The organism is Roseovarius sp., from assembly GCF_965228755.1.
Classification (GTDB): domain Bacteria; phylum Pseudomonadota; class Alphaproteobacteria; order Rhodobacterales; family Rhodobacteraceae; genus Roseovarius.
Genome location: NZ_CBDDIG010000005.1, coordinates 490,593 through 509,533, shown reverse-complemented (window position 1 = coordinate 509,533; position 18,941 = coordinate 490,593). Strand labels below are relative to the sequence as shown.

Here is an 18,941-nt window from a genome sequence, read left to right as displayed (position 1 = left end):
CGTCACGTTGCGCCACCCCCTCCGGCGACGCCAGGTGTCCGACACGGCCCGACCCTGCCTCGTGCAAACGCCTGAAAAGTAACCATTCCGCACGCCCCGCGGGCACCCGCCCCAGCAAGACCCTTTGCGGAAACGAAAAACCATGTCTTAATCATCCCATGAACACGCAGGACATTTTCGACGAGATGTGGGGCACGTCCGAGACGCTCCGCCCCCCTTATGCCGATTTCAAGACCTGGTACGACGGCGAAGAACCCAAGCGCCTGCGCGCCAAGCAGCGCGAAGCCGAGGAGCTCTTCCGCCTGACGGGAATCACCTTCAACGTCTACGGCCGGGCCGAGGCCGAGGAACGGCTGATCCCCTTCGACATCGTGCCCCGCATCATCTCGGGCCGCGAATGGCAGAAGCTCGGGCGCGGCATCGAACAGCGGGTCCGCGCGATCAACGCCTTCCTGCACGACATCTACCACAAGCAGGAGATCGTCCGCGCCGGCCGCATCCCCGAGGAGATGATCAGCCGCAACGCCGCCTTCCTGCCGCACATGATCGGCGTGACACCCCCGGGCGGCATCTACACCCATATCGTCGGCATCGACCTCGTGCGCACCGGCGACGACCAGTTCTACGTGCTCGAGGACAACGCCCGCACCCCCTCGGGCGTCAGCTACATGCTGGAAAACCGCGAAACCATGCTGCGGATGTTCCCCGAACTCTTCTCGCGCAACCGCGTGCAGCCGGTGCAGAACTACCCCTCCGATCTGCGCCGGTCCCTCGCCGCCTGCGCCCCGGCCGTGACCGGGCGAAAGCCGACCGTGGCGATCCTGACGCCGGGCATCTACAACTCCGCCTATTTCGAGCACGCCTTCCTGGCCGACCAGATGGGCGTGGAACTGGTCGAGGGCCACGACCTGCGCGTGGCCGACGGCCGGGTCGCCATGCGCACCACCGAAGGCTATAAGCCCATCGACGTGCTCTACCGCCGGGTCGACGATGATTTCCTCGACCCGCTCAACTTCAATCCCGACAGCGCGTTGGGCGTGCCCGGCATCATGGATGTCTACCGCGCGGGCGGCATCACCATCGCCAATGCGCCCGGCACCGGCATCGCCGACGACAAGGCGATCTACAGCTACATGCCCGATATCGTCGAGTTCTACACCGGCGAACGGCCCCTGCTGGAGAACGTGCCCACCTGGCGCTGCTCCGAGGAGGAGTCGCTCGCCTACGTGCTCGACAACCTCGCCGATCTGGTGGTCAAGGAGGTGCACGGCTCCGGCGGCTACGGCATGCTGATCGGCCCCACCTCCTCGAAAAAGGAGCTGGCCGAGTTCCGCAAGAAGCTCAAGGCCCGCCCCGGCAATTACATCGCCCAGCCCACCCTCTCGCTCTCGACCGTGCCGATCCTAGGCCGCTCGGGCCTCACGCCCCGCCATGTCGACCTGCGGCCCTTCGTGCTCTGCAGCCCCGAACGCGTGCACATCACCCCCGGCGGGCTGACCCGCGTCGCGCTCGAGAAGGGCTCGCTGGTCGTCAACTCGTCCCAGGGCGGCGGCACCAAGGACACCTGGGTGCTGGAGGACTGACGATGCTGGGAAAAACCGCCAACGGCCTCTTCTGGATGTACCGCTACCTCGAGCGGGCCGAGAACACCGCCCGCCTGATCGAAACCGGCCAGCGCATCGCGCTGACCCGCTCGGGCAGCACTGACGAGGAATGGCGCTCGGTCATGCAGACGGCCGGGGTCGAGGCCGCCTTTCACGCCCATCACGACACGCTCACCAAGGACGCGGCCATCGACTGGATGCTGCGCTCCAAGGAAAACGGCTCCTCCGTCCGCTCCTCGATCGAGGCCGCCCGCCTGAATGCCCGGATGGTGCGCACCGCCCTCACGCACGAGGTCTGGGAAGCCACGAACAGCGCCTACATGGCGGCCCGCGACCTGCTCACCCGCAAGGTCTCGGAACGCGACCTGCCCGCCGTGCTGGGCGACCTGCGCCAGCGCAGCGCGCTGGTGCGCGGCGCCACCCACGGCACCATGCTCCGCAACGACATCTACGATTTCGCCCGCCTCGGCACCTTCCTGGAACGCGCCGACAACACCGCCCGCATTCTCGACGTGAAATACTACGTCCTCTTGCCCTCGGTCATGTCCGTGGGCTCCTCCATCGACAATGTGCAGTGGGAGACGATCCTGCGCTCGGTCTCGGCCCGCGGCGGCTTCCGCATGGAATACGGCAGCCATTACGAACCACGCGACATCGCCCATTTCCTCATCCTCGACAAGCGCATGCCCCGCTCGCTCGCCTTCTGCATCTGCAAACTGCGCGACAATCTCGGCTATCTCTGCACCAACTACGGCGCGCGCCCACAGGCCTTCGCCAAGGCCGACCATATCGAGCGCAAGTTCCTCAGCCACGACATCGACGCCATCTTCGACTACGGCCTCCACGAATACCTGCAACAAATCCTCGGCCTGCTCTCCGACCTCGGCGGCCAGATCGAGATCGACTACAGGTTCTACAAGTAAGCCCATGCGCCTATCCATCAGCCACACCACCCGCTACCAGTTCCCCGAACCCGTCAGCTTCGGCCTGCAACAGCTGCGCAAGACCCCCAAGACCAGCCACCAGCAAAAGGTCCTGGACTGGACGACCGAGGTCACTGGCGGACAAAAGGAGCTGTCCTTCCAGGATCACCACAACAACGTGGTCGAACTGCTCAGCATCGCCCCGGATACGCGCGAGCTGACCATCACCTCCTCCGGCACGCTCGACATCACCGAAAGCCACGGCATCCTCGGGCCCCACCCCGGCCCGGCGCCGCTCTGGCTCTACCTGCGCGGCACGGCCCAGACCAAACCGGGCCAGGGTGTGGCAAGCCTCGTCCGCGAGGTCGAGGCCGAGGGCGACCTCGACCAGCTCCACGCCCTTTCCGCCGTGATCCGCGACGCGGTCACCTACCAGCTCGAGGCGTCCGAACCCAACTGGTCGGCCGAGGACGCGATCACCGCCGGCAAGGGCGTCTGCCAGGATCACACCCATATCTTCCTCGCCGCCGCCCGCCGCATGGGCTACCCGGCGCGCTACGTGTCGGGCTACCTCATGCTGAACGATTCGATCCGTCAGGAGGCCATGCACGCCTGGGCCGAGACCCATGTCGACGGGCTGGGCTGGGTCGGATTCGACATCTCCAACGGCATTTCGCCGGATACACGCTACGTCCGCGTCGCAACCGGGCTGGACTATGCCGATGCCGCGCCTGTAACTGGAACCCGGATCGGCGGATCGGGCGAAAGCCTGTCGGTCGAGATCGAGGTGGCGCAGCAGTAAGGGCCGACAGATGACATATTGCGTGGGTATGATGCTGGATCACGGCCTCGTCTTCATGTCCGACACCCGCACCAATGCCGGGCTCGACAACATCTCGACCTTCCGCAAGATGAAGATCTTCGAGGCCCCGGGCGAGCGTGTGCTCACCCTGCTCAGCGCCGGCAACCTCGCCACCACCCAGGCGGTGATCAGCCTGCTCGAGGAACGCACCAAGGCCCCCGACGACCGCGACCCCTCGATCATGGCGGCCCCCTCGATGTTCCTGGCCGCCCGGCTGGTCGCCGATGTCCTGCGCGAGGTGATCGAGGCCCATGCTAATACCGGCCAGAAGGCCGACAGCGCCTTTCATGCCACCATGCTGCTCGGCGGCCAGATCAAGGGCGGCCCGCCGCGCATGTTCCTGATCTACCCCGAGGGCAACTTCATCGAGACCGGCGAAGATACCCCTTATTTCCAGATCGGCGAGATCAAGTACGGCCGGCCAATTTTGGTCCGCGCCTACCGGCCCGACATGAGCTTCGAAAAGGCGCTCCGCCTGCTGCTGGTCAGCTTCGATTCTACCCTCAAGGCCAATCTCACCGTCGGCGCGCCGATCGACTTTCACGTCTATGAAACCGACAGCCTGAAAAAGGGCAGGACCGGCCGGATCGAGCTGGACGACCCCTATTTCCAGACCGTCTCCCGCGATTGGGGCATCGCGCTCACCGATGCGCTCGACCGCCTGCCCGCCTTCGAGATCTGAACCGCGTGACAGCACCGCCCCGCCGAGCTAAGAGTGGGAAATGTCCCGCTGGATCAACCGCTTCTTCGCGTTCATGACCCTACTGCCCGTGCTGGTCTGGCTGGGTTGCGTGCTTGGCGTTCTGATCCTCGGCTCGCTCTATGGCTGCCGCATCGACGAGGCCGGCGCCTACCCGTGCGACGCCCTCGGCCGCGACGTGGGCGAAACCGCCGCGATGCTGGGCGTGCTGGCCGCCTGGGGCCCGCTCATCTTCGGGCCTTTCGTGCTGGCCTCCGGCGCGGCGTGGGGTCTCTTCGCCCTCATCCGCCACCTGCGCCTGCGCGCGCGCCGCGGCTGATCAACCGCCCGCCGCCTTCTTCGTCAGCTTCGAAAGCGCCCCGGTCATCTTGCCGATATACGCCGCATCGTCGTCGATCCCCTCCAGGTCGTCCAGCGTCTCTTCCGGCGCTTCATAGGCCAGCCACACCTGCCCGCCCGCATCCTCGTAAACCAGCACCTTCAGCGGCAGGTAAAGCCCCGCCAAAGGGTTGGCCTGCATCGCCGGCGTGCCAAGCTGCGGATTGCCGAAGATCAGAAGCTGCGACGCGCCAAGCTCCAGCCCGGCGCCCTCCGCCCCGGCACCGTGGTCGACCTTCGCGAACACCGTGGCCCCGGCGCCCTCCACGGCGGCCTCCAGCGCCGCCATCGTCGCCGCCACGTCGCCCGCGGCCTGCACCCGCACGATATCGTCATCGTCGGCCCAGCCCGGCGCGGCCCATACCGCCCCGCCCAGCACCAGCGCCTGCAAAAGTTTCCGCATCTCATCGCTCCTTTCAATCCCGTGCTCAAATCACCTCCATCCTCGGCCATGCCGCGCGGCTTGCCCACCAACATCCGCGTGAGGTGCCCTTCAACGGCGGCCCCCTGCCCGCGCCCCCGCGTTGACAGCCACAAAGATGCGCCCATAATACCGTCCAGCTTCACCGCCGCGAGAAGGGCCCGCCCATGCTGAACGCCGTCCTGCTGTCTTTCTTCTTCGGCATGCCCGCCATCGTCGCGGTCGCCACCGCCCGCAACCTCACCTTCCCGCCGGCCCGCGCGCTGATGTTCTGGGGCGGCTGCGTCGCGGTGGTCCTGGCTGCCATGGTGATCCTGCCGATGCTGGCCTGCGACGGCTCGCTCATGACCGGCTACGACACCTGCCTCGGCAGCGCCGCGCTGGGGGAAACCGTCACCGGCACCCTTCCGCTGCAGGTCCTCGCCGGCAAGATCTACATCCTCGCGGGCATCCCGCTGGCCGTCTTCGCCTACGCCGCCAACCTCGTCCTCGGGCGCAAACCCGGCCCGGCCTGATCGCCCCCTCTGGCATGTCCCCCGGTTTGCCCCTAAACAGCCGGTGATACACCCGACAGGCGGCAATCCATGCTCAAGACCCGCATCATCCCCTGCCTAGACGTGGCCGACGGCCGCGTGGTGAAAGGCGTCAACTTCGTCAACCTGCGCGACGCGGGCGACCCGGTCGATGCGGCCCGCGCCTATGACGCCGCCGGCGCCGACGAGCTCTGTTTCCTCGACATCCACGCCACCCACGAAAACCGCGGCACCATGTTCGACGTGGTCCGCCGCACGGCCGAGAACTGTTACATCCCGCTCACCGTGGGCGGCGGCGTGCGCACGGCGGAAGATGTGCGCGCCCTCCTGCTGGCCGGCGCCGACAAGGTCAGCTTCAACTCCGCCGCCGTCGCCAACCCCGACGTCGTGCGAGAGGCCGCCGACCGCTTCGGCAGCCAGTGCATCGTGGTGGCCATCGACGCCAAGACCGTCTCGCCCGGCAAGTGGGAGATCTTCACCCATGGCGGCCGCAAACCCACCGGCATCGACGCGGTCGAGTTTGCCAAACTGGTCGAAGCGAAAGGCGCCGGCGAAATCCTCCTCACCTCGATGGATCGCGACGGCACCCGCGCGGGCTTCAACCTGCCCCTGACGCGCTCCATCTCCGACGCCGTCTCGATCCCCGTCATCGCCTCGGGCGGCGTGGGCAATCTCGACCATCTCGTCGACGGCGTGACCCAAGGCGGCGCCTCCGCCGTGCTCGCCGCCTCGATCTTCCATTTCGGCGATTACACCATCGCCCAGGCCAAGGCCCACATGGCCGCCGCCGGCATCCCGATGAGAACCGGCGCATGACCCTCGAAGAGCTCGAACAGATCGTCGCCACCCGCGCCGCCGCCTCGCCCGACGAAAGCTGGACCGCCAAGCTGCTCGCCAAGGGCCCCGAAAAGGTGGCCGAGAAGTTCGGCGAAGAGGCCATCGAGGCCATCATCGAAGCCGTGAAGAACGACCCCGAACGCCTCACCTCCGAGGCCGCCGACGTGCTCTTTCACCTGCTCGTCATGCTGCACGCCCGCGGCGTTTCCGTGGCCGACGTCATGGCCGAGCTCGAAAGCCGCCAATCCCGCTCCGGCCTCGCCGAGAAAGCCGCCCGCAAGTCATGATCCGCCACATCGTCTTCTTCACCGTCCGCGACAGGGCCGATCTCGACCGCGTGCGCGAGGGCCTCACCCTTCTGGCCGGCATCCCCCATGCCAGCCACTGGGAGGTCGGCCCAAACCTCAACGCCGACGCGCTCACCGAAGCGCCGGTCGACCTCGTCGTCTACGCCGAGTTCACCGACGCCGCCGCCCTGCAGGCCTACAAGGCCCACCCGCTCTACCAACAGGCCATCGCGATCGTGAAACCTCTCCGCGACACCCGCATCGCCGCCGACATCGAGGCCGCCCCGGCATAACGCAACGCCCGCGCTTCTTCTGGCCGAAAATATCCCGGGGAGTCGCGCCCCCGGCGCGACGGGGCAGCGCCCCGAACCACGCTTACAGCTTCGAGGAAATCACCCCGGTATTGAACCCGCCCATGCGCAACTCGCCAAACAGCCGCTGATACTCGATCTTCGGGCACCGGTTCATGATCACGTCCACGCCCCGCGCCCGCGCCTTTTCCGCCGCCGCCTCATGGATCACCCCGATCTGCATCCAGATCGTCTGCAGTTCCGGAAACGCCTCCAGCGCCTCGTCCACCACCTCCGGCACATGCTCCGGCCGGCGGAAGATATCGACCATGTCGACCGCCTCCCCGATATCGGACAGGCTGGCATGCACCTCGCGCCCGAACACGCTCTGCCCGGCATAGGCCGGGTTCACCGGAAACACCTCGAACTTCTTCAGCGACAGGTACCGCGCCACGTAATAGCTCGGCCGCACCTCGTTGAGCGACACGCCCACCACCGCGATGCGGCGGGTGCGGTTCAGGATGCGGCGCAGGTGGGAATCGGAATAATGCTCGGTCATGTCATCAGGAATAGTCCGGGCCGAGTGTCCGTGAAAGCGTTCGCTCCGCCCGGACCAAAAAAAAGCGCCCGGGCAATTCCCGGGCGCCAGTCGCGGAACGAGGGACAGTGAAGAGAAACGCCGGTGTTCCGTACCAGCGCCTCTGGGACAATAGATAGGTCCGATTCCAAGAATAAAAAGAGAATGTAATATAGCTGTGAACGGAGCGTTAAGGCGCGCCCCGGTTCAGTCGAAGATATCCTCGACCTCGTCCCAGATCTCCTCGACCAGCCGGCGCAGTATCGGCTTGCGTTTCTTGCGCGTCTGCTTGTGCTTCACCGGGTGCCAGTCGCGGTGATAGCCGTGGCCGCGCTCCCGCGGCGCCTCGCGCGGATACTCCGGCAGCCGGCCGCGGGCCACGTTACGGCCAGACGGTGATTTCCTTTCCCGGCCAGGCTCTTGCGGCATCGACTTCATGTTGTGCAGCGGCGCCCCGCAGCCCTGGCAGGTCAGCTCGTGACGCGCCCGGTCAAAGACCAGAACGGCGCGTGTCCCGCAATAACAGCAGGTGGCAATCTTTCGTCCTTCGGGCATCCGTCCCCCGTCAAAATCCACCTCTTCCATAAAGTCACTCGGCGCGCCGGTTGCAACCGCAACGGCTGGACGCGCGTGGCGCCGCTGGCGTAGGATTCGCCCATAGGTTTAGCCGTCGGGGAAGAATACAATGGATATCGTCTCGCTCAGGGCCCATGCCGACGATGGCCTGCCCTTCCGGATCAAGCTGGAATCGGTCAACAAGGGCATCGGTCTTGCCGCCCTCCTGCTGCCCTTCGTGCTGCTCCTCGTCAGCGCCCTCGGCAACACCTGCCCCGGCATCGACTCGATCAGCCACTACTATTATTCGCGCCTCGGCGGCGACATCCTCGTCGGCACGCTCTGCTTCATCGGGCTGCAGATGACCTTCTTCTACCACCTCCCTGCCGCCCCCGGCGGGCAGCAGCAGGCGGTCGACGGCTATCTCGGCCACAACAAGTGGGACATCCGCGCCGCCCGCCTCGCCGGGCTCTGCGCCTTCGGCGTGGCGCTTATTCCCACCACCGGCAAGGGCTGCGAGGATTACGGCGGCCTCGCCTCGCGCGTCTTCCTCACCAACACCCAGGGCGGCCACGCCACGCAGGCGCCCGACACGCCCGTCACCGGCACCGCCAGCTTCGATTTCTGGGCGACCCTCGGCATCAATGACGGGCTGCTTACCTACATGCATTACGGCTCGGCCGCCGGCATGTTCCTGGTGCTGGCCTATTACTCGCTCGTGGTCTTCCCCCGACCCCAGTCGCCCGCCTCGGTCACCGCCACGGGGCTCTGCCACGGCAGGAAAAAGCTGCGCAATCTCGCCTACCGCGCCTGCGGCATCCTGATCCTCGTGGCGATCGGCGCGCTGATCTACAAGTTCATCCGCTCCTTCGGCCTCGAAGACCCGCTTCAGGGCTTCTCGGCCTGGAACCGCGCCAACCTCACCTTCTGGTTCGAGGCGCTGGGGCTGGTCGCCTTCGGTGTATCCTGGTGCCTCAAGGGCCGCGTCTTCGGCGTCCTGCGCGACGAGCCGCCGCTGGCCTAGCCCTCCGCCCGCGCGGCATAAAGCGACACCGCCGCCGCGTTCGACACGTTGAGAGACCCGAACGCGCCGGCAAACGGGATCCGCACAAGCTGGTCCACAGTCTCCCGCGTCTTCTCGCGCAGCCCCGGCCCCTCGGCCCCCAGCACCAGCGCCACGGGCCGGTCCCGCCGCCCCTCCAGCGCCTGCTCGATCGTGGCCTCCGCCTCGCCATCGAGGCCCAGCACCACGTAACCCATCCCCTGCAGCTCGGTGATCGCATCCGACAGGTTCCGCACCCGCAGGTAGGGCTGCCGCTCCAGCGCCCCGCTTGCGGTCTTGGCCAGCGCCCCCGTCTCCGGCGCCGAATGATGCCGGGGCGCCACCACGGCACAGGCCCCGAACACCTCTGCCGAGCGCAATATCGCCCCCACGTTATGCGGATCCGTCACCCGGTCGAGCATCACCACCCGCGGCACCCGCTCGCCATCGCCCAGGCACCGGTCCGCCAGGCTCCCCCAGTCCAGCGGCTTCACCTCCAGCGCCGCCCCCTGGTGCACCGATTGCGGGTCGAGCGGCGCCGGGAACTTCCGCGCATCCGCCATCTCGGGCTCTACCCCGGCCTCTGCCACAACGGCCTCGCCCAGCCGGTCGAGCGCGTTCTTCGTCACCACCAGCCGCAGCTTCTCGCGCGCCGGGTTCTGCAGCGCATCGCGCACCGCGTGCAGCCCGAAAAGCCAGACGGTCTCAGCCGATGCGGCCTTCTTCGCCTGCTCCTTCTCGACGACCCAGCGGGGTTTCTTCGTGGCCATCTCAGCCCTCCTTGTCCGGGCCGCGACAATGCGCGGCCATCGTCCCGCCCGCAAGGCATTTTCCGGTTGACGGGCCAAGGCGGCGCTTCTAAATACGCCGTCACGCCACGGGGCAACCCGGGGCTCAGTGGGCGACAGGCCGCAAGGTGTGGCAGGGGACTGTAACTCCCTCGCGGAGACGCACGCTAGGTTCGATTCCTAGGTCGCCCACCACTTTCCCCCTCCCGGAACCTCACCTTTTGTGCTTGGGCTTCCAGCTGTCACGCCAGCGCTTGAACCGCCCGCGATGGTGATCCACCCGATCGCCCGCGGCATCCCAGCTCTCGCCGATATCGTCGAACACCGGGTCGATCCGCCGCGCCCGAAACCGCCGCCACAGCGCCCAGAGGCCAAGCGCGACCGCAAGAAAACACCCGATTATCAGGATGTTGAACGACGGAATTCCAGTGCCCACATCCGGCCCCGCCACGGCCCGCACGCTGACCGCGTTGGGATAGATCGACATGAATTCGTTGCGCCAGCCATAGTGCTTGATCGACACCCATTTCGGATTGTCCCCGGTCGATCTCTGGTCGGCCGCCTCGGCCTGAAGGTTCGACGTGTCGAACTTGAAATAGGGCGGCCAGCCCCAGCCGGTATCCTCGTTCCGATAGACCATCACCCGACCGTTCGTCCGCACCGCCTGGATGAAGAACACGTCGCGGTTCACCGCGCCGGTATCGTTCCCCACGTCCGGGCTTGCCCAGAAGATCGAGTTCTCCCCGAAATCGATCCGCTTTTCATAGGTGTCGGTGATCCGGGCGATATCGTGCTGCGGCAGGGTGTAATGGAAAAACGCCGCGATCAGCAGCCAGACGATGATCCAGAATCCCCATTTCAGATAAACCATCGCCCCGCCTCAGTGAAAATTCGTAAAATAAATGACCGCGCTGATCACCACGACCGGCACGATATAAACGCCCCAGATCAACTTGCGGCGCAGCGAGCCCTCGTATTCCTTCAACCCGGCGTCGATATAGGCCTCGCGGTCGCCCGGCCGGCCCTCCTCCTCCCACCATTCGGCAAGCTTCCCCTTGCGCACCGACCGGGAATACAGCGACAGGCACACATAGATCACCGTCAACACGATGAACCCGATCACCACGAGCTTGGCCAGTGCCGCCATGCCTTACCTCCTCACCGGGCCCCAGGGACCGACAAGCTCGATCAGCTCGTCCATGTCCCGCACCGGTTTCGCCTCTTCCATGGGCGCGTCCCTGCCAAAGAGTGCCTTGCGCGCGCCCACCTTGTCCACCTGATATTCGCGCAGCAGGTATTCGACCACATAGGCCTTCTTGGTTTCCGTCCAGCCGGCATAGCGGCGATAGAACAGCTCCTTGTGACAGATGAAAAGCTGCCGGAAATCCTTGGGCGCCAGCTCGGCCAGCAGCATGTTCACAAGGTCCGCATCCTTGTGGGCCGAGGCCCGCAACGTATAGAAATAGGCCGGGCTGTCGCTGCCGATCGTGGGCCACGCCCCTCCGCTCTCGGCCCAGTTCAGCAGCGCGGCCAGCGCGTGAAACTCCTCCGGCAACTGCCCTGCATGGGTGCGCGCCAGCCGCCGCATATCGGTGCGCGTGCGCCCGGCAAGGTCGACGCCGGCATCGGCCAGCGCATCGACCATAAGGAAATCCATCTTCTGCCGAAGCAGCGCGCCCGCGTCGATTCCCCGAGCCTTTACAATCGGTTCCACCAATCCGTTCAGGTCGAGGAAATTGGCGATCCGGTTCCGCTCCTCCAGCCCGAAGACATACTCGATCGGCAGCTCGCCCAACCCCTCCGTCCCGGCCGAGGCCAGCACGCCGGGCAGCTCCAGGTCCTGGAACAGGTAGAGCCCGCCGAAATGCGCCGTCCAGAAATTGCGCTGCTCGAACTCCATCTGCTTCAGCGTCACCGGGTTGCGCACGATATCCCCGGTCTCGCCCGCCAGCCCGATCATCTCGGCGATCAGCACGTCGTCGAACCACGCATCCTCCTCGTTGAGGAACCTGTCCACCTTGGCATCGAGCTCCGCCGCCCGCCGGATCCGCCCGTTCGTCGTGTCGGCCTCGATCACGATCCGCCGGATATCGAAAAGCCGTTTCGGTTCAGTCATATCGAAGACGGAGTTCACCAATTCCCCTGCCACCGCGTCCCGCGCCGTCAGAGCGAAAAGCGCCGGCTCGTTCTCCTCGATGAACTGCCGCAGGATGCCCCGCGAGGTCGAGAATTTCGCATCCAGAAGCGGCGCCGTCTTCTGCGCTGTCGTCAGCAATATGAACTGCCGGTTCACCCCCGCATGGTTCAGGTAGAGCGGATCGCCCAGCTCGTCCCCCACCTCGGGCGAATACCCCGAGATGTCGATATAGAAATCGGTAAGGCCCGTCTCTTTCCCCGTCAGGTGCTTGAGCGCCCGGTTATACCGCTCCACCAGCGCGGGGCTGTCCACGTGGATCAGATTGCCGAACATCAGGCCGGATGTGATCAGGCGTTTCATCGCTCTCTTCCCGCCCCGGCCCCCGAGCCGGGGCCTCTCCCCAAATCCGCAACCATCGACCGCATCACACGCTCCCCTTCCGCGCCATGTCCTCGCCGCGCAACCGTTCCACCCGCTGCGCCGCGTTGAACCAGAAAAGCCCCAGAAGCGGCACCCACAGCAAGGCCGCTTTCAGCGACGACACGATCATGAACCACACATACGGCCAAAGCCCCATGATCTCGATCCCCGCAGCAATACCGCGCTTGTCGAAAAGCGCGGAAACGCCCGCCGAAACCCCGATCATCAACAGGGCACACAGTGCCATACCGCCCAACACCCGCCGATGCGAGCGCGTGCGCCCCGGGATCAAAACCAGCGGCAGCAGAACCGTCGCCCCGGCAATCAGCGCCAGCGGAAGCCCCGTGTTCCAGAAGTCTATCGTCGTCTCGTTCAATCGCGCCTCCCGCGCGCCGGCCCCGTCGCGAAGCCGGTCTCACCCATCCTTCCCTTCCAGGTACCGCCGCTTGGCCTCTTCCGTCCGTCCGAACTCCCGCACCATATTCTCGATCGCCACCTCGTCCGACTTGTCGGCATAGCGGAATTCCGAATCCGCGTAGCGGTTGATCTCCTGGATCACCATCTCCACCGTGATCGGCTGGCGCAGCTCCTCGATCATGCCCAGCTTTTCCTCGTACGGCTTGAACAGGAAGCGGTCCGGCTCCTCCATCCACTCATCCGGCAGCTCGAAATCCATCGCCCGCACCTTCACCGCGTCGGTGATGTTCTTGATGGCCCGCCCGGTGAACCGCTCGTCGGCCTCCTGGATGCCCTTCAGGTAACTGCCCAGCTTGGCGATCGTGTCCAGCTTGCCAAGGTCTTTTTCCACGCGATCATAGACCTTTATAAGGCCATCCTCATGTGGCCGGCCGTGGCTTTCGAAGCTCGCCGCAACCGCCTTTTTGATCTCTTGCGCGGCGTACAGTTCATGGGCGCCAAGAGGGATCGAATGGTTCTTTCCCATCAGCAGGTGCAGGATGTCGATGTAATCCTCCCGCGTCTGCGGCCCGTCCACCAGGAACCTCGCCCCCGCCCGCTGCCGCAGCGCATCGTCCACATTCTCGGGGTAGTTCGAGAACATCCCGAAGGTGCAGTTCCCCCGCACCACCGTGTTCGCCCCCGAGAAGCTCTCCATCAGCACGGCCGTGATCTCCAGCTGCCCCGCGCTCGACTGCCGGTCGCCGCGCTTGCCGGCCAGCTGGTCGATATCGTCGATCGTGCCGAACCCGATCACCCCCGGATCCAGCACCGTATTGATGAAGGTCTTGGCATTCTGCGCACTCTTTCCCTGATAGGAATCAATGCTTTCCGTGGAAAGGTTCATGTAGCGGAACGGGTATCCCGCCACCTCGCAATAGCCGTTCATCAGCCCCGCCATCATCCGGATCAGCGTGGTCTTCCCCGTGCCCGGCTTGCCGTCGCCCATGAAGGTGAAGATGAACCCGCCTAGCTCCACGAACGGGTTCAGCCGCCGGTCGAAATCATAGGCCATGATCATCTTCGCCAGCTTCAGCGCTTGGTACTTGGCGATATGGTTGCCCACCACCTCGTGCGGCTGCTTGAACTCCATCGTCAGCGTGGTCGACTTGCCCTTCGCCGCCGCCTCGAAGCCGCGAATGGTGAAATCATCCGCCTCCACCCGCCAGCTCGCCCCGGTAAAGGCCCCCAGCCGCCCGGCATTCTGCGCCCGGATCGCGACCTTCTCCATCACCTGCTCGGCAAACGCCGCCACCACGGCCACCAGCCGCGCATCGTCGCCCGCCAGCCCGGCGATATCCTGGTCCAGCTCCCAGAGCAGGCCGTGCAGCGCCAATTGCGCGTTGTCGGTGAGCAATTCCTCGACCTCGCCCACCTCCACCGACACTTCCGAGCCATGCGGCCCCATCAGGAACGCGGTCGCGTTGGCGAACACATGCGCCACCGCCAGCGCCTCGGCGGCCAGCAGCTCGGTAAACTCCGTCTTCCGGTCCGCCCCCAGCGACCCCGCCAGGTTCGCCCGCCGCAGCTCCGCCAGGCCGGTCGCCTCGGCAAACGCCTCGCCCACCGCCAGCGCAATGGCCAGCGCCCGTCGCAGCCCGTGCATCACCGTCGCCTGCAACGGGCTCGTCAGCGGGTCATCCCCGTCCGCCGCCGCGATCGTGGCCAGCAGGTGCACCCCCTCGGCCCGCGCCGTCGAGCGTGTCACCAGCCCCGGCGTCGTCGTCCGGAACCGCCGCCGCGTGCCAAGCCCGGCCGAGCGCTCCACCTGCTCGGTCTCCCGCGGCTTGCCCACGCGCGGCGTGTGGTCGAACCCGTCCAGCATGGCCTGCGCCGCCTCGTAATGTTTCGCGATCTCCTCCTCGCGAAGCTCCATCGTATCCGCTGTCAGGCTCATCGCTTCAAAATCTCCACCGTTTCATCGGAAATCGTCCCAAGCCCGCTGGGCCCGTTGAGGTTGTAGGACAGGTCGTTCGGATAGACCTCGGTCCAGTAATACCCGTCGGTTTCCCGCAGCAGGACCACCGGGTAAAGGTCGCCCGCGAAACACACCCGCGTAATCGTCCGGTCGCGGTACAGCAGCCCCTTCACCGTCTGATAGCACGGGCCCGTGCGCGGCCAGACCCCGCCGTAACCCGTCCGCCCGATCGGCTGGAACCCACGCGACACCAGCCAGCGCTTGACCGTCGCCGGGCTCTCCTTGCGCACCGCCAGCCGCTCGGCGATCAGTTGCGCCGACGGCGCCGCCGGCTCCTTGACCTGCGCACAGCCCGCCACCAGAACGGACGCCGCCACGACCAGAAAAGCAAATCGTTTCAATGCGCTGCCCCCCGTTCCTTCACTGTTCCGAAAATACTCAATTTCCCACCCCTCAATACCGCAGAACGCGGCCGCCGGGGCTCACCACGTATTTCGTCACCGCCGCGAACCCCGCCGGCGTTTTCTCGGCCAGCACCTGATAGGGCCGCTCGGGCAGGATGATGCTCCGCTCCGTCCGCGTGGCCCCGGTATCCACGCCGCGCCCGGAAAACGGGTCGAGCGCGAAGACCTCGCGCTCCACCGTCCCGAACCAGCCCGACCGCTCCTCGCGCACCCGCTCGCTTTCCAGCACCTCGTCCGTCCAGGCCAGCGCCCAGTCCTGCCCCTCCGGCGCCCGCGCCTCGACCAGCACGTCCCGGATCGGCCCGGTCTGTTCGGTATAGGCATGCGAATACATCGGCCCCATATGCAGGCGCCGCAGGCGCTTGGGGTGGATGTCATCGAACGTCTCGTCGAACCCCCGCGCGATGGTCAGAAGCTTCAGCCCGCCCAGCGCCTGCCCCATCAGGTGCGCCTGCACCTCCGGCCAGCGCCGCCCGTCCTTGGGCAAGGGCGTGCGCCCGGTATCCTCGATTTCCATCAGGTAGATCGTGGGCAGGTTCACCTGGCTGTCATAGACCGCCCAGTGCATCAGGTAACGCCGCCGTTCGCCCATCCCGCTCAGCCAGACAAGCTGCGGATCGTTCTGCGCCCAGAACAGGTGCCCGCGGATGAGCTCCTCGTAGTAAAGCCTTTGCGACAAGGCAAATTGCAGCTTGGTGGGAATGACCCGCTCGCCGATGATCTGCTCCACCATCTCGCGTTTGAGCGTGTCCGCGCCGGGCATGTTCTGCAGGTGCCGCCCGGCCTGCTGGGCGTCGTTGGCCATCACCATCAACTCGTTGAAGACCGGAAAGCCGCTTTCCCGCATATCCATCGCCAGCGAGCCGAAGAACCGCCCCGTGTCCCGCCCCACCAGCAGGTACTTCATGCCCAGCGCCCGGAACGTATAGGCGATGCCCTGCACATAGGCGGTCAGCACCTCCACCTCGTCCTTGTCGAACTTGCCGTCCGCCTGCATCACCGCGGCCACCCGATTCAGGTGCTGCGTGATCCGCTCGAACTTGGCGAAATACCGGCGCGAGGCGTAAAGATCGGTCAGCCCGACATGGTCGTTGGCCGCAGCCCTCCGCGCGTTCTGTGGCAGTTCATCAATCAATCTTGTTCCGATCTACCATTATCTGTTGGTCCTTGTAGGCATCGAGCGTCACCGCTCCGCCCTTCGTGGTGGCCATGATAAAGGCGATCATGGCACCCGCCCCGATCACCCCCGCGATGGAAAGCCAATAGACCTGGTGACGGGCCGCCAGCATCGCGACGGCCAGGAAGCCGGCCACCAATCCGTAACGCACCACCACCCGCAGCACGAGCTTGATGGCCTTTCCTTCGCTCACTTACGCCCCATAAAGGTTCTTGTCGTGCTTCTCGATGATCTTCGCGAAGCGCCGCGCGAACCGCTCGTCCGCCTTGGCCTTCGCCTCCAGCACCTCGCGGGCGAACACCATGTGCTCCTCGTGCTGCTCCATCATGTCGGCCATCCGCTGGTTGGTCGCGGCCCCGATCCCGGCCATGGCGCTCTGCGCCTCCTGGTCGGTCTGCACCCCGATCTCGTTGATCCGGTGCGCCACGTCCTGCTGCTGCGCGGTCTTCAGCGACTTCGTGAGCGCATCGTACAGCACCACCCGCTGCTTGGTATCCGTCTGCAGCTTGTTGATCAGCACCATCTGCGTCGCCGCCTGGTTCTGAAGGCTGTCGACCCAGGTCTTGCCCTTCTCGATATAGCGCTCAAGCGTCTGGCTCTTGGCCAGCTTCACCTGCTCCTGCTGCACCTTCTCGTTGTACTTCGCGTTCATCTCCGCCAGCTGCGTCTCCAGCTTGGTGCGCGCCGCGGCATCCGTCTCGTTGGCGATCTTCTGCTCCAGCTGGATGATCTCCGGGTCGAGCCCCTGGATATCGGCGCGCAGCGTCTCCAGCTCGCCCACCGTCGCCTCCCGCTCGTCGAGCGTCTCGGACAGGTTCTGTTCCACCTTCACCTTCTGCTCCTCCAGCATGGTCAGCTGGCCCTCCAGAAGGTTCACGATCACGTCCGACTTGGAAATCAGGTCCTGCAGCTTGTCGTCGATATTCGCCGTCCGGATCCGGTCCTGCCGCATGCTGTCGGCCTTGGCCTTGGAAAAGATTCCGACAAAGCTTTCCCACCCGGTCTTGTTGCGCATCTCGTCGAAATCGCGCGAAAACGCGGCGGTCACATCGTCGAGCCCCATGATCAGCTCGGCAATGTTGGCATTCATCGTGTCGGTATGCGCATGCACCTCTTCCAGCGTGGCGTTCTCGATGTCGAGCGTGGCGTCCTCGCCGCCCTTGATCTTGCTGCGCGCCGTCTCGATCCGGCTGGTCAGCTCGGCGATCCGGGCCTGCGCCTGTTCCACCTGCTGCTGGCTTTCGCGCACCTGCGCGTCCAAATCGGCCATCGAAAACTCCCTGTCTGAAACATCCTCGCGCCCAATATATGCGGATCGCCGCGAAACTTAAGCGGAAACGCATGGCCCGAGGCAAGCCCGCGGCTTCTTCTGGCCGAAAATATCCCCGCCGGAGGCATTAATCTCTTCCTGCGCCCCCGCCCCGGTCTCCGCGACCCCACGAGTATCGCGTCTCCACCCGCCCCGAGCACCGCCGAGAATCGCCCCAAACTCCCCCTTCTGCCCCGGCCCCTCGCCGCCTATACTGGCCCAAAGGGCAGACAGGCAGGACAATACCCGACATGGCCGCAAAGGCGCGCGAGACCCAACCGTTCAACGTCGTGATCGTCGGCCAGGGCGGCCGCCTGCAATACGAGGCCATCCTCTTCGCGGCCTCGCTCCGGATGAACGCGCCGGATTTCCCCGGGCGCCTCATCGTCGCCGAACCCCGGCCCGGCCCCCTGTGGGAGAAGGATCCGACGATCCGCGGCGATGACACGCTCGAACTCCTCGACCGCCTCGGCGCCGAGATCCTGCCCTTCGATAGCGTCCATTTCGGCGAGGCCTACCCCTACGGCAACAAGATCGAAGCCCTTTTCGCCCTGCCCAAGGGTGAACCCTTCGTCTTCTTCGACACCGACACGCTGGTCACCGGCGACCTCGCCACCGTCCCCTTCGACTTCGACCGCCCCACCGCCTCGCTCCGCCGCGAGGGCACCTGGCCCGAGATCGAACTCTACGGCCCCGGTTACACGCAAATCTGGAAATCCCTCTACGACCGCTTCGGCCTCGACTTCGAATGCTCGCTCGACCTGTCCCAGCCGGATGAATACTGGCGCCGCTACCTCTATTTCAACGCGGGCTTCTTCTTCTACAAATGCCCCCACGTCTTCGGCCAGCGCTTCCTCGACTACGCGCTCTCCATCCGCGACGACCCGCCGCCGGAACTGGTCTGCCAGTCCCTCGACCCCTGGCTCGACCAGGTGGCGCTGCCCCTCGTCATCCATTCCCTGGGCGGCGGCCGCGACACCCTGCCGGAAGGTCTGCTCGACGGCGACATCACCTGCCACTACCGCATGCTTCCCCTGCTCTATGCCCGCGAATCCGACCGCGTGGTCGAGGTGCTGGAAGAGATCGCCGCCCCCAACCCGGTCAAGAAGGTCCTCAAGAAATACGACCCGATCAAGTTCATGGTCTACCATGGCCGCGGCCGGAAGGCGCGCGCCCTCTTCGACCGCGACAATCTCCCCCGCAAGGAACAGGCGATCCGCAACACCATCCGCCGCAACGGCTACTGGATGCGCTGACCGGGGG

The 18,941-nt window shown here is 65.6% G+C and carries 24 protein-coding genes and 1 tRNA gene; 12 read left to right on the top strand and 13 right to left on the bottom strand.

Translation table 11 applies throughout. From position 1 onward, the window contains the following. Positions 1–158: 158 nt before the first annotated feature. Genes ACO07J_RS05825 through ACO07J_RS05805 form a run of 5 tightly spaced genes read left to right on the top strand, consistent with a single transcriptional unit; the run spans position 159 to position 4,408 of the window. Positions 159–1,583, top strand: a complete 1,425-nt coding sequence (locus tag ACO07J_RS05825; protein WP_422027167.1) for a circularly permuted type 2 ATP-grasp protein — start codon at positions 159–161, stop codon at positions 1,581–1,583. Between the two features lie 2 nt (positions 1,584–1,585). Further along, positions 1,586–2,527, top strand: coding sequence for an alpha-E domain-containing protein (locus ACO07J_RS05820; protein WP_422027165.1), 942 nt, complete (start codon positions 1,586–1,588; stop codon positions 2,525–2,527). Between the two features lie 4 nt (positions 2,528–2,531). Continuing rightward, positions 2,532–3,329 carry a transglutaminase family protein gene (locus tag ACO07J_RS05815; protein ID WP_422027163.1) on the top strand — a complete coding sequence of 266 codons (798 nt, stop codon included), beginning with the start codon at positions 2,532–2,534 and terminating at the stop codon, positions 3,327–3,329. 28 nt (positions 3,330–3,357) lie between these two features. Next, on the top strand, positions 3,358–4,071 hold the full coding sequence (locus tag ACO07J_RS05810; protein WP_422029711.1) for a peptidase: 714 nt from the start codon (positions 3,358–3,360) through the stop codon (positions 4,069–4,071). 40 nt (positions 4,072–4,111) lie between these two features. Next, positions 4,112–4,408, top strand: coding sequence for a hypothetical protein (locus ACO07J_RS05805; protein ID WP_422027161.1), 297 nt, complete (start codon positions 4,112–4,114; stop codon positions 4,406–4,408). Here the strand turns inward: ACO07J_RS05805 and ACO07J_RS05800 are convergent, their stop codons facing one another. Further along, the gene (locus ACO07J_RS05800; protein WP_422027159.1) at positions 4,409–4,870 is read right to left on the bottom strand and encodes a DUF302 domain-containing protein; all 462 of its coding nucleotides are present in this window, start codon (positions 4,868–4,870) and stop codon (positions 4,409–4,411) included. It lies immediately after the preceding gene. A gap of 185 nt (positions 4,871–5,055) precedes the next feature. On the opposite strand from ACO07J_RS05800, the gene ACO07J_RS05795 reads away from it, so the two are divergent. The 4 genes from ACO07J_RS05795 to ACO07J_RS05780 all read left to right on the top strand — a co-directional run bounded on the left by ACO07J_RS05795 (position 5,056) and on the right by ACO07J_RS05780 (position 6,838). Beyond that, the gene (locus tag ACO07J_RS05795) at positions 5,056–5,403 is read left to right on the top strand and encodes a hypothetical protein (RefSeq protein WP_422027157.1); all 348 of its coding nucleotides are present in this window, start codon (positions 5,056–5,058) and stop codon (positions 5,401–5,403) included. Between the two features lie 69 nt (positions 5,404–5,472). Beyond that, complete coding sequence (gene hisF / locus ACO07J_RS05790) at positions 5,473–6,237, top strand: imidazole glycerol phosphate synthase subunit HisF (RefSeq protein ID WP_422027155.1); 765 nt, start codon at positions 5,473–5,475, stop codon at positions 6,235–6,237. Then, the gene (locus tag ACO07J_RS05785) at positions 6,234–6,545 is read left to right on the top strand and encodes a phosphoribosyl-ATP diphosphatase (protein ID WP_422027153.1); all 312 of its coding nucleotides are present in this window, start codon (positions 6,234–6,236) and stop codon (positions 6,543–6,545) included. Before hisF ends, ACO07J_RS05785 begins: the two co-directional genes overlap by 4 nt. After that, positions 6,542–6,838 carry a Dabb family protein gene (locus ACO07J_RS05780; RefSeq protein ID WP_422027151.1) on the top strand — a complete coding sequence of 99 codons (297 nt, stop codon included), beginning with the start codon at positions 6,542–6,544 and terminating at the stop codon, positions 6,836–6,838. Before ACO07J_RS05785 ends, ACO07J_RS05780 begins: the two co-directional genes overlap by 4 nt. An 82-nt stretch (positions 6,839–6,920) precedes the next feature. Here ACO07J_RS05780 and ACO07J_RS05775 read toward each other — a convergent pair whose 3' ends face one another. After that, positions 6,921–7,394 carry a CoA-binding protein gene (locus tag ACO07J_RS05775; protein WP_422027149.1) on the bottom strand — a complete coding sequence of 158 codons (474 nt, stop codon included), beginning with the start codon at positions 7,392–7,394 and terminating at the stop codon, positions 6,921–6,923. A gap of 225 nt (positions 7,395–7,619) precedes the next feature. Then, positions 7,620–7,967 (bottom strand): hypothetical protein, encoded by a 348-nt coding sequence (locus tag ACO07J_RS05770; protein ID WP_422027147.1) that lies wholly within the window; start codon positions 7,965–7,967, stop codon positions 7,620–7,622. A gap of 130 nt (positions 7,968–8,097) precedes the next feature. On the opposite strand from ACO07J_RS05770, the gene ACO07J_RS05765 reads away from it, so the two are divergent. Then, on the top strand, positions 8,098–8,991 hold the full coding sequence (locus ACO07J_RS05765) for a hypothetical protein (protein ID WP_422027145.1): 894 nt from the start codon (positions 8,098–8,100) through the stop codon (positions 8,989–8,991). Here ACO07J_RS05765 and rlmB read toward each other — a convergent pair. Next, the gene (gene rlmB / locus ACO07J_RS05760) at positions 8,988–9,779 is read right to left on the bottom strand and encodes a 23S rRNA (guanosine(2251)-2'-O)-methyltransferase RlmB (RefSeq protein WP_422027143.1); all 792 of its coding nucleotides are present in this window, start codon (positions 9,777–9,779) and stop codon (positions 8,988–8,990) included. The genes ACO07J_RS05765 and rlmB overlap by 4 nt on opposite strands. Before the next feature lie 129 nt (positions 9,780–9,908). Here rlmB and ACO07J_RS05755 point away from each other — a divergent pair. After that, a tRNA-Tyr gene (locus ACO07J_RS05755) sits at positions 9,909–9,992 on the top strand. Positions 9,993–10,011: 19 nt separating this feature from the next. Here the strand turns inward: ACO07J_RS05755 and ACO07J_RS05750 are convergent. From ACO07J_RS05750 to ACO07J_RS05710, 9 genes are all read right to left on the bottom strand, one after another. Beyond that, positions 10,012–10,668 carry a DUF1523 family protein gene (locus tag ACO07J_RS05750; protein ID WP_422027141.1) on the bottom strand — a complete coding sequence of 219 codons (657 nt, stop codon included), beginning with the start codon at positions 10,666–10,668 and terminating at the stop codon, positions 10,012–10,014. A gap of 9 nt (positions 10,669–10,677) precedes the next feature. Further along, positions 10,678–10,944, bottom strand: coding sequence for a hypothetical protein (locus ACO07J_RS05745; RefSeq protein ID WP_422027139.1), 267 nt, complete (start codon positions 10,942–10,944; stop codon positions 10,678–10,680). A 3-nt stretch (positions 10,945–10,947) separates the two neighbouring features. Beyond that, positions 10,948–12,294 (bottom strand): DUF6638 family protein, encoded by a 1,347-nt coding sequence (locus ACO07J_RS05740; RefSeq protein WP_422027137.1) that lies wholly within the window; start codon positions 12,292–12,294, stop codon positions 10,948–10,950. 64 nt (positions 12,295–12,358) lie between these two features. After that, positions 12,359–12,730: a hypothetical protein gene (locus ACO07J_RS05735; protein WP_422027135.1), complete on the bottom strand. Its 372-nt coding sequence runs from the start codon at positions 12,728–12,730 to the stop codon at positions 12,359–12,361. Positions 12,731–12,769: 39 nt separating this feature from the next. Further along, positions 12,770–14,707: an ATP-binding protein gene (locus ACO07J_RS05730; protein ID WP_422027133.1), complete on the bottom strand. Its 1,938-nt coding sequence runs from the start codon at positions 14,705–14,707 to the stop codon at positions 12,770–12,772. Then, a complete protein-coding gene (locus ACO07J_RS05725) occupies positions 14,704–15,129 on the bottom strand; it encodes a hypothetical protein (protein ID WP_422027131.1) in 426 nt (141 codons plus the stop codon). Before ACO07J_RS05725 ends, ACO07J_RS05730 begins: the two co-directional genes overlap by 4 nt. A gap of 52 nt (positions 15,130–15,181) precedes the next feature. Further along, positions 15,182–16,327, bottom strand: a complete 1,146-nt coding sequence (locus ACO07J_RS05720) for a hypothetical protein (RefSeq protein ID WP_422027129.1) — start codon at positions 16,325–16,327, stop codon at positions 15,182–15,184. After that, positions 16,320–16,562: a hypothetical protein gene (locus ACO07J_RS05715; protein ID WP_422027127.1), complete on the bottom strand. Its 243-nt coding sequence runs from the start codon at positions 16,560–16,562 to the stop codon at positions 16,320–16,322. The genes ACO07J_RS05720 and ACO07J_RS05715 overlap by 8 nt, the downstream gene beginning before the upstream one ends. Continuing rightward, complete coding sequence (locus tag ACO07J_RS05710; protein ID WP_422027125.1) at positions 16,563–17,639, bottom strand: hypothetical protein; 1,077 nt, start codon at positions 17,637–17,639, stop codon at positions 16,563–16,565. Positions 17,640–17,929: 290 nt separating this feature from the next. Between ACO07J_RS05710 and ACO07J_RS05705 the strand changes: the two genes are divergently transcribed. Beyond that, positions 17,930–18,934: a hypothetical protein gene (locus ACO07J_RS05705; protein WP_422027123.1), complete on the top strand. Its 1,005-nt coding sequence runs from the start codon at positions 17,930–17,932 to the stop codon at positions 18,932–18,934. Positions 18,935–18,941 lie beyond the last annotated feature (7 nt).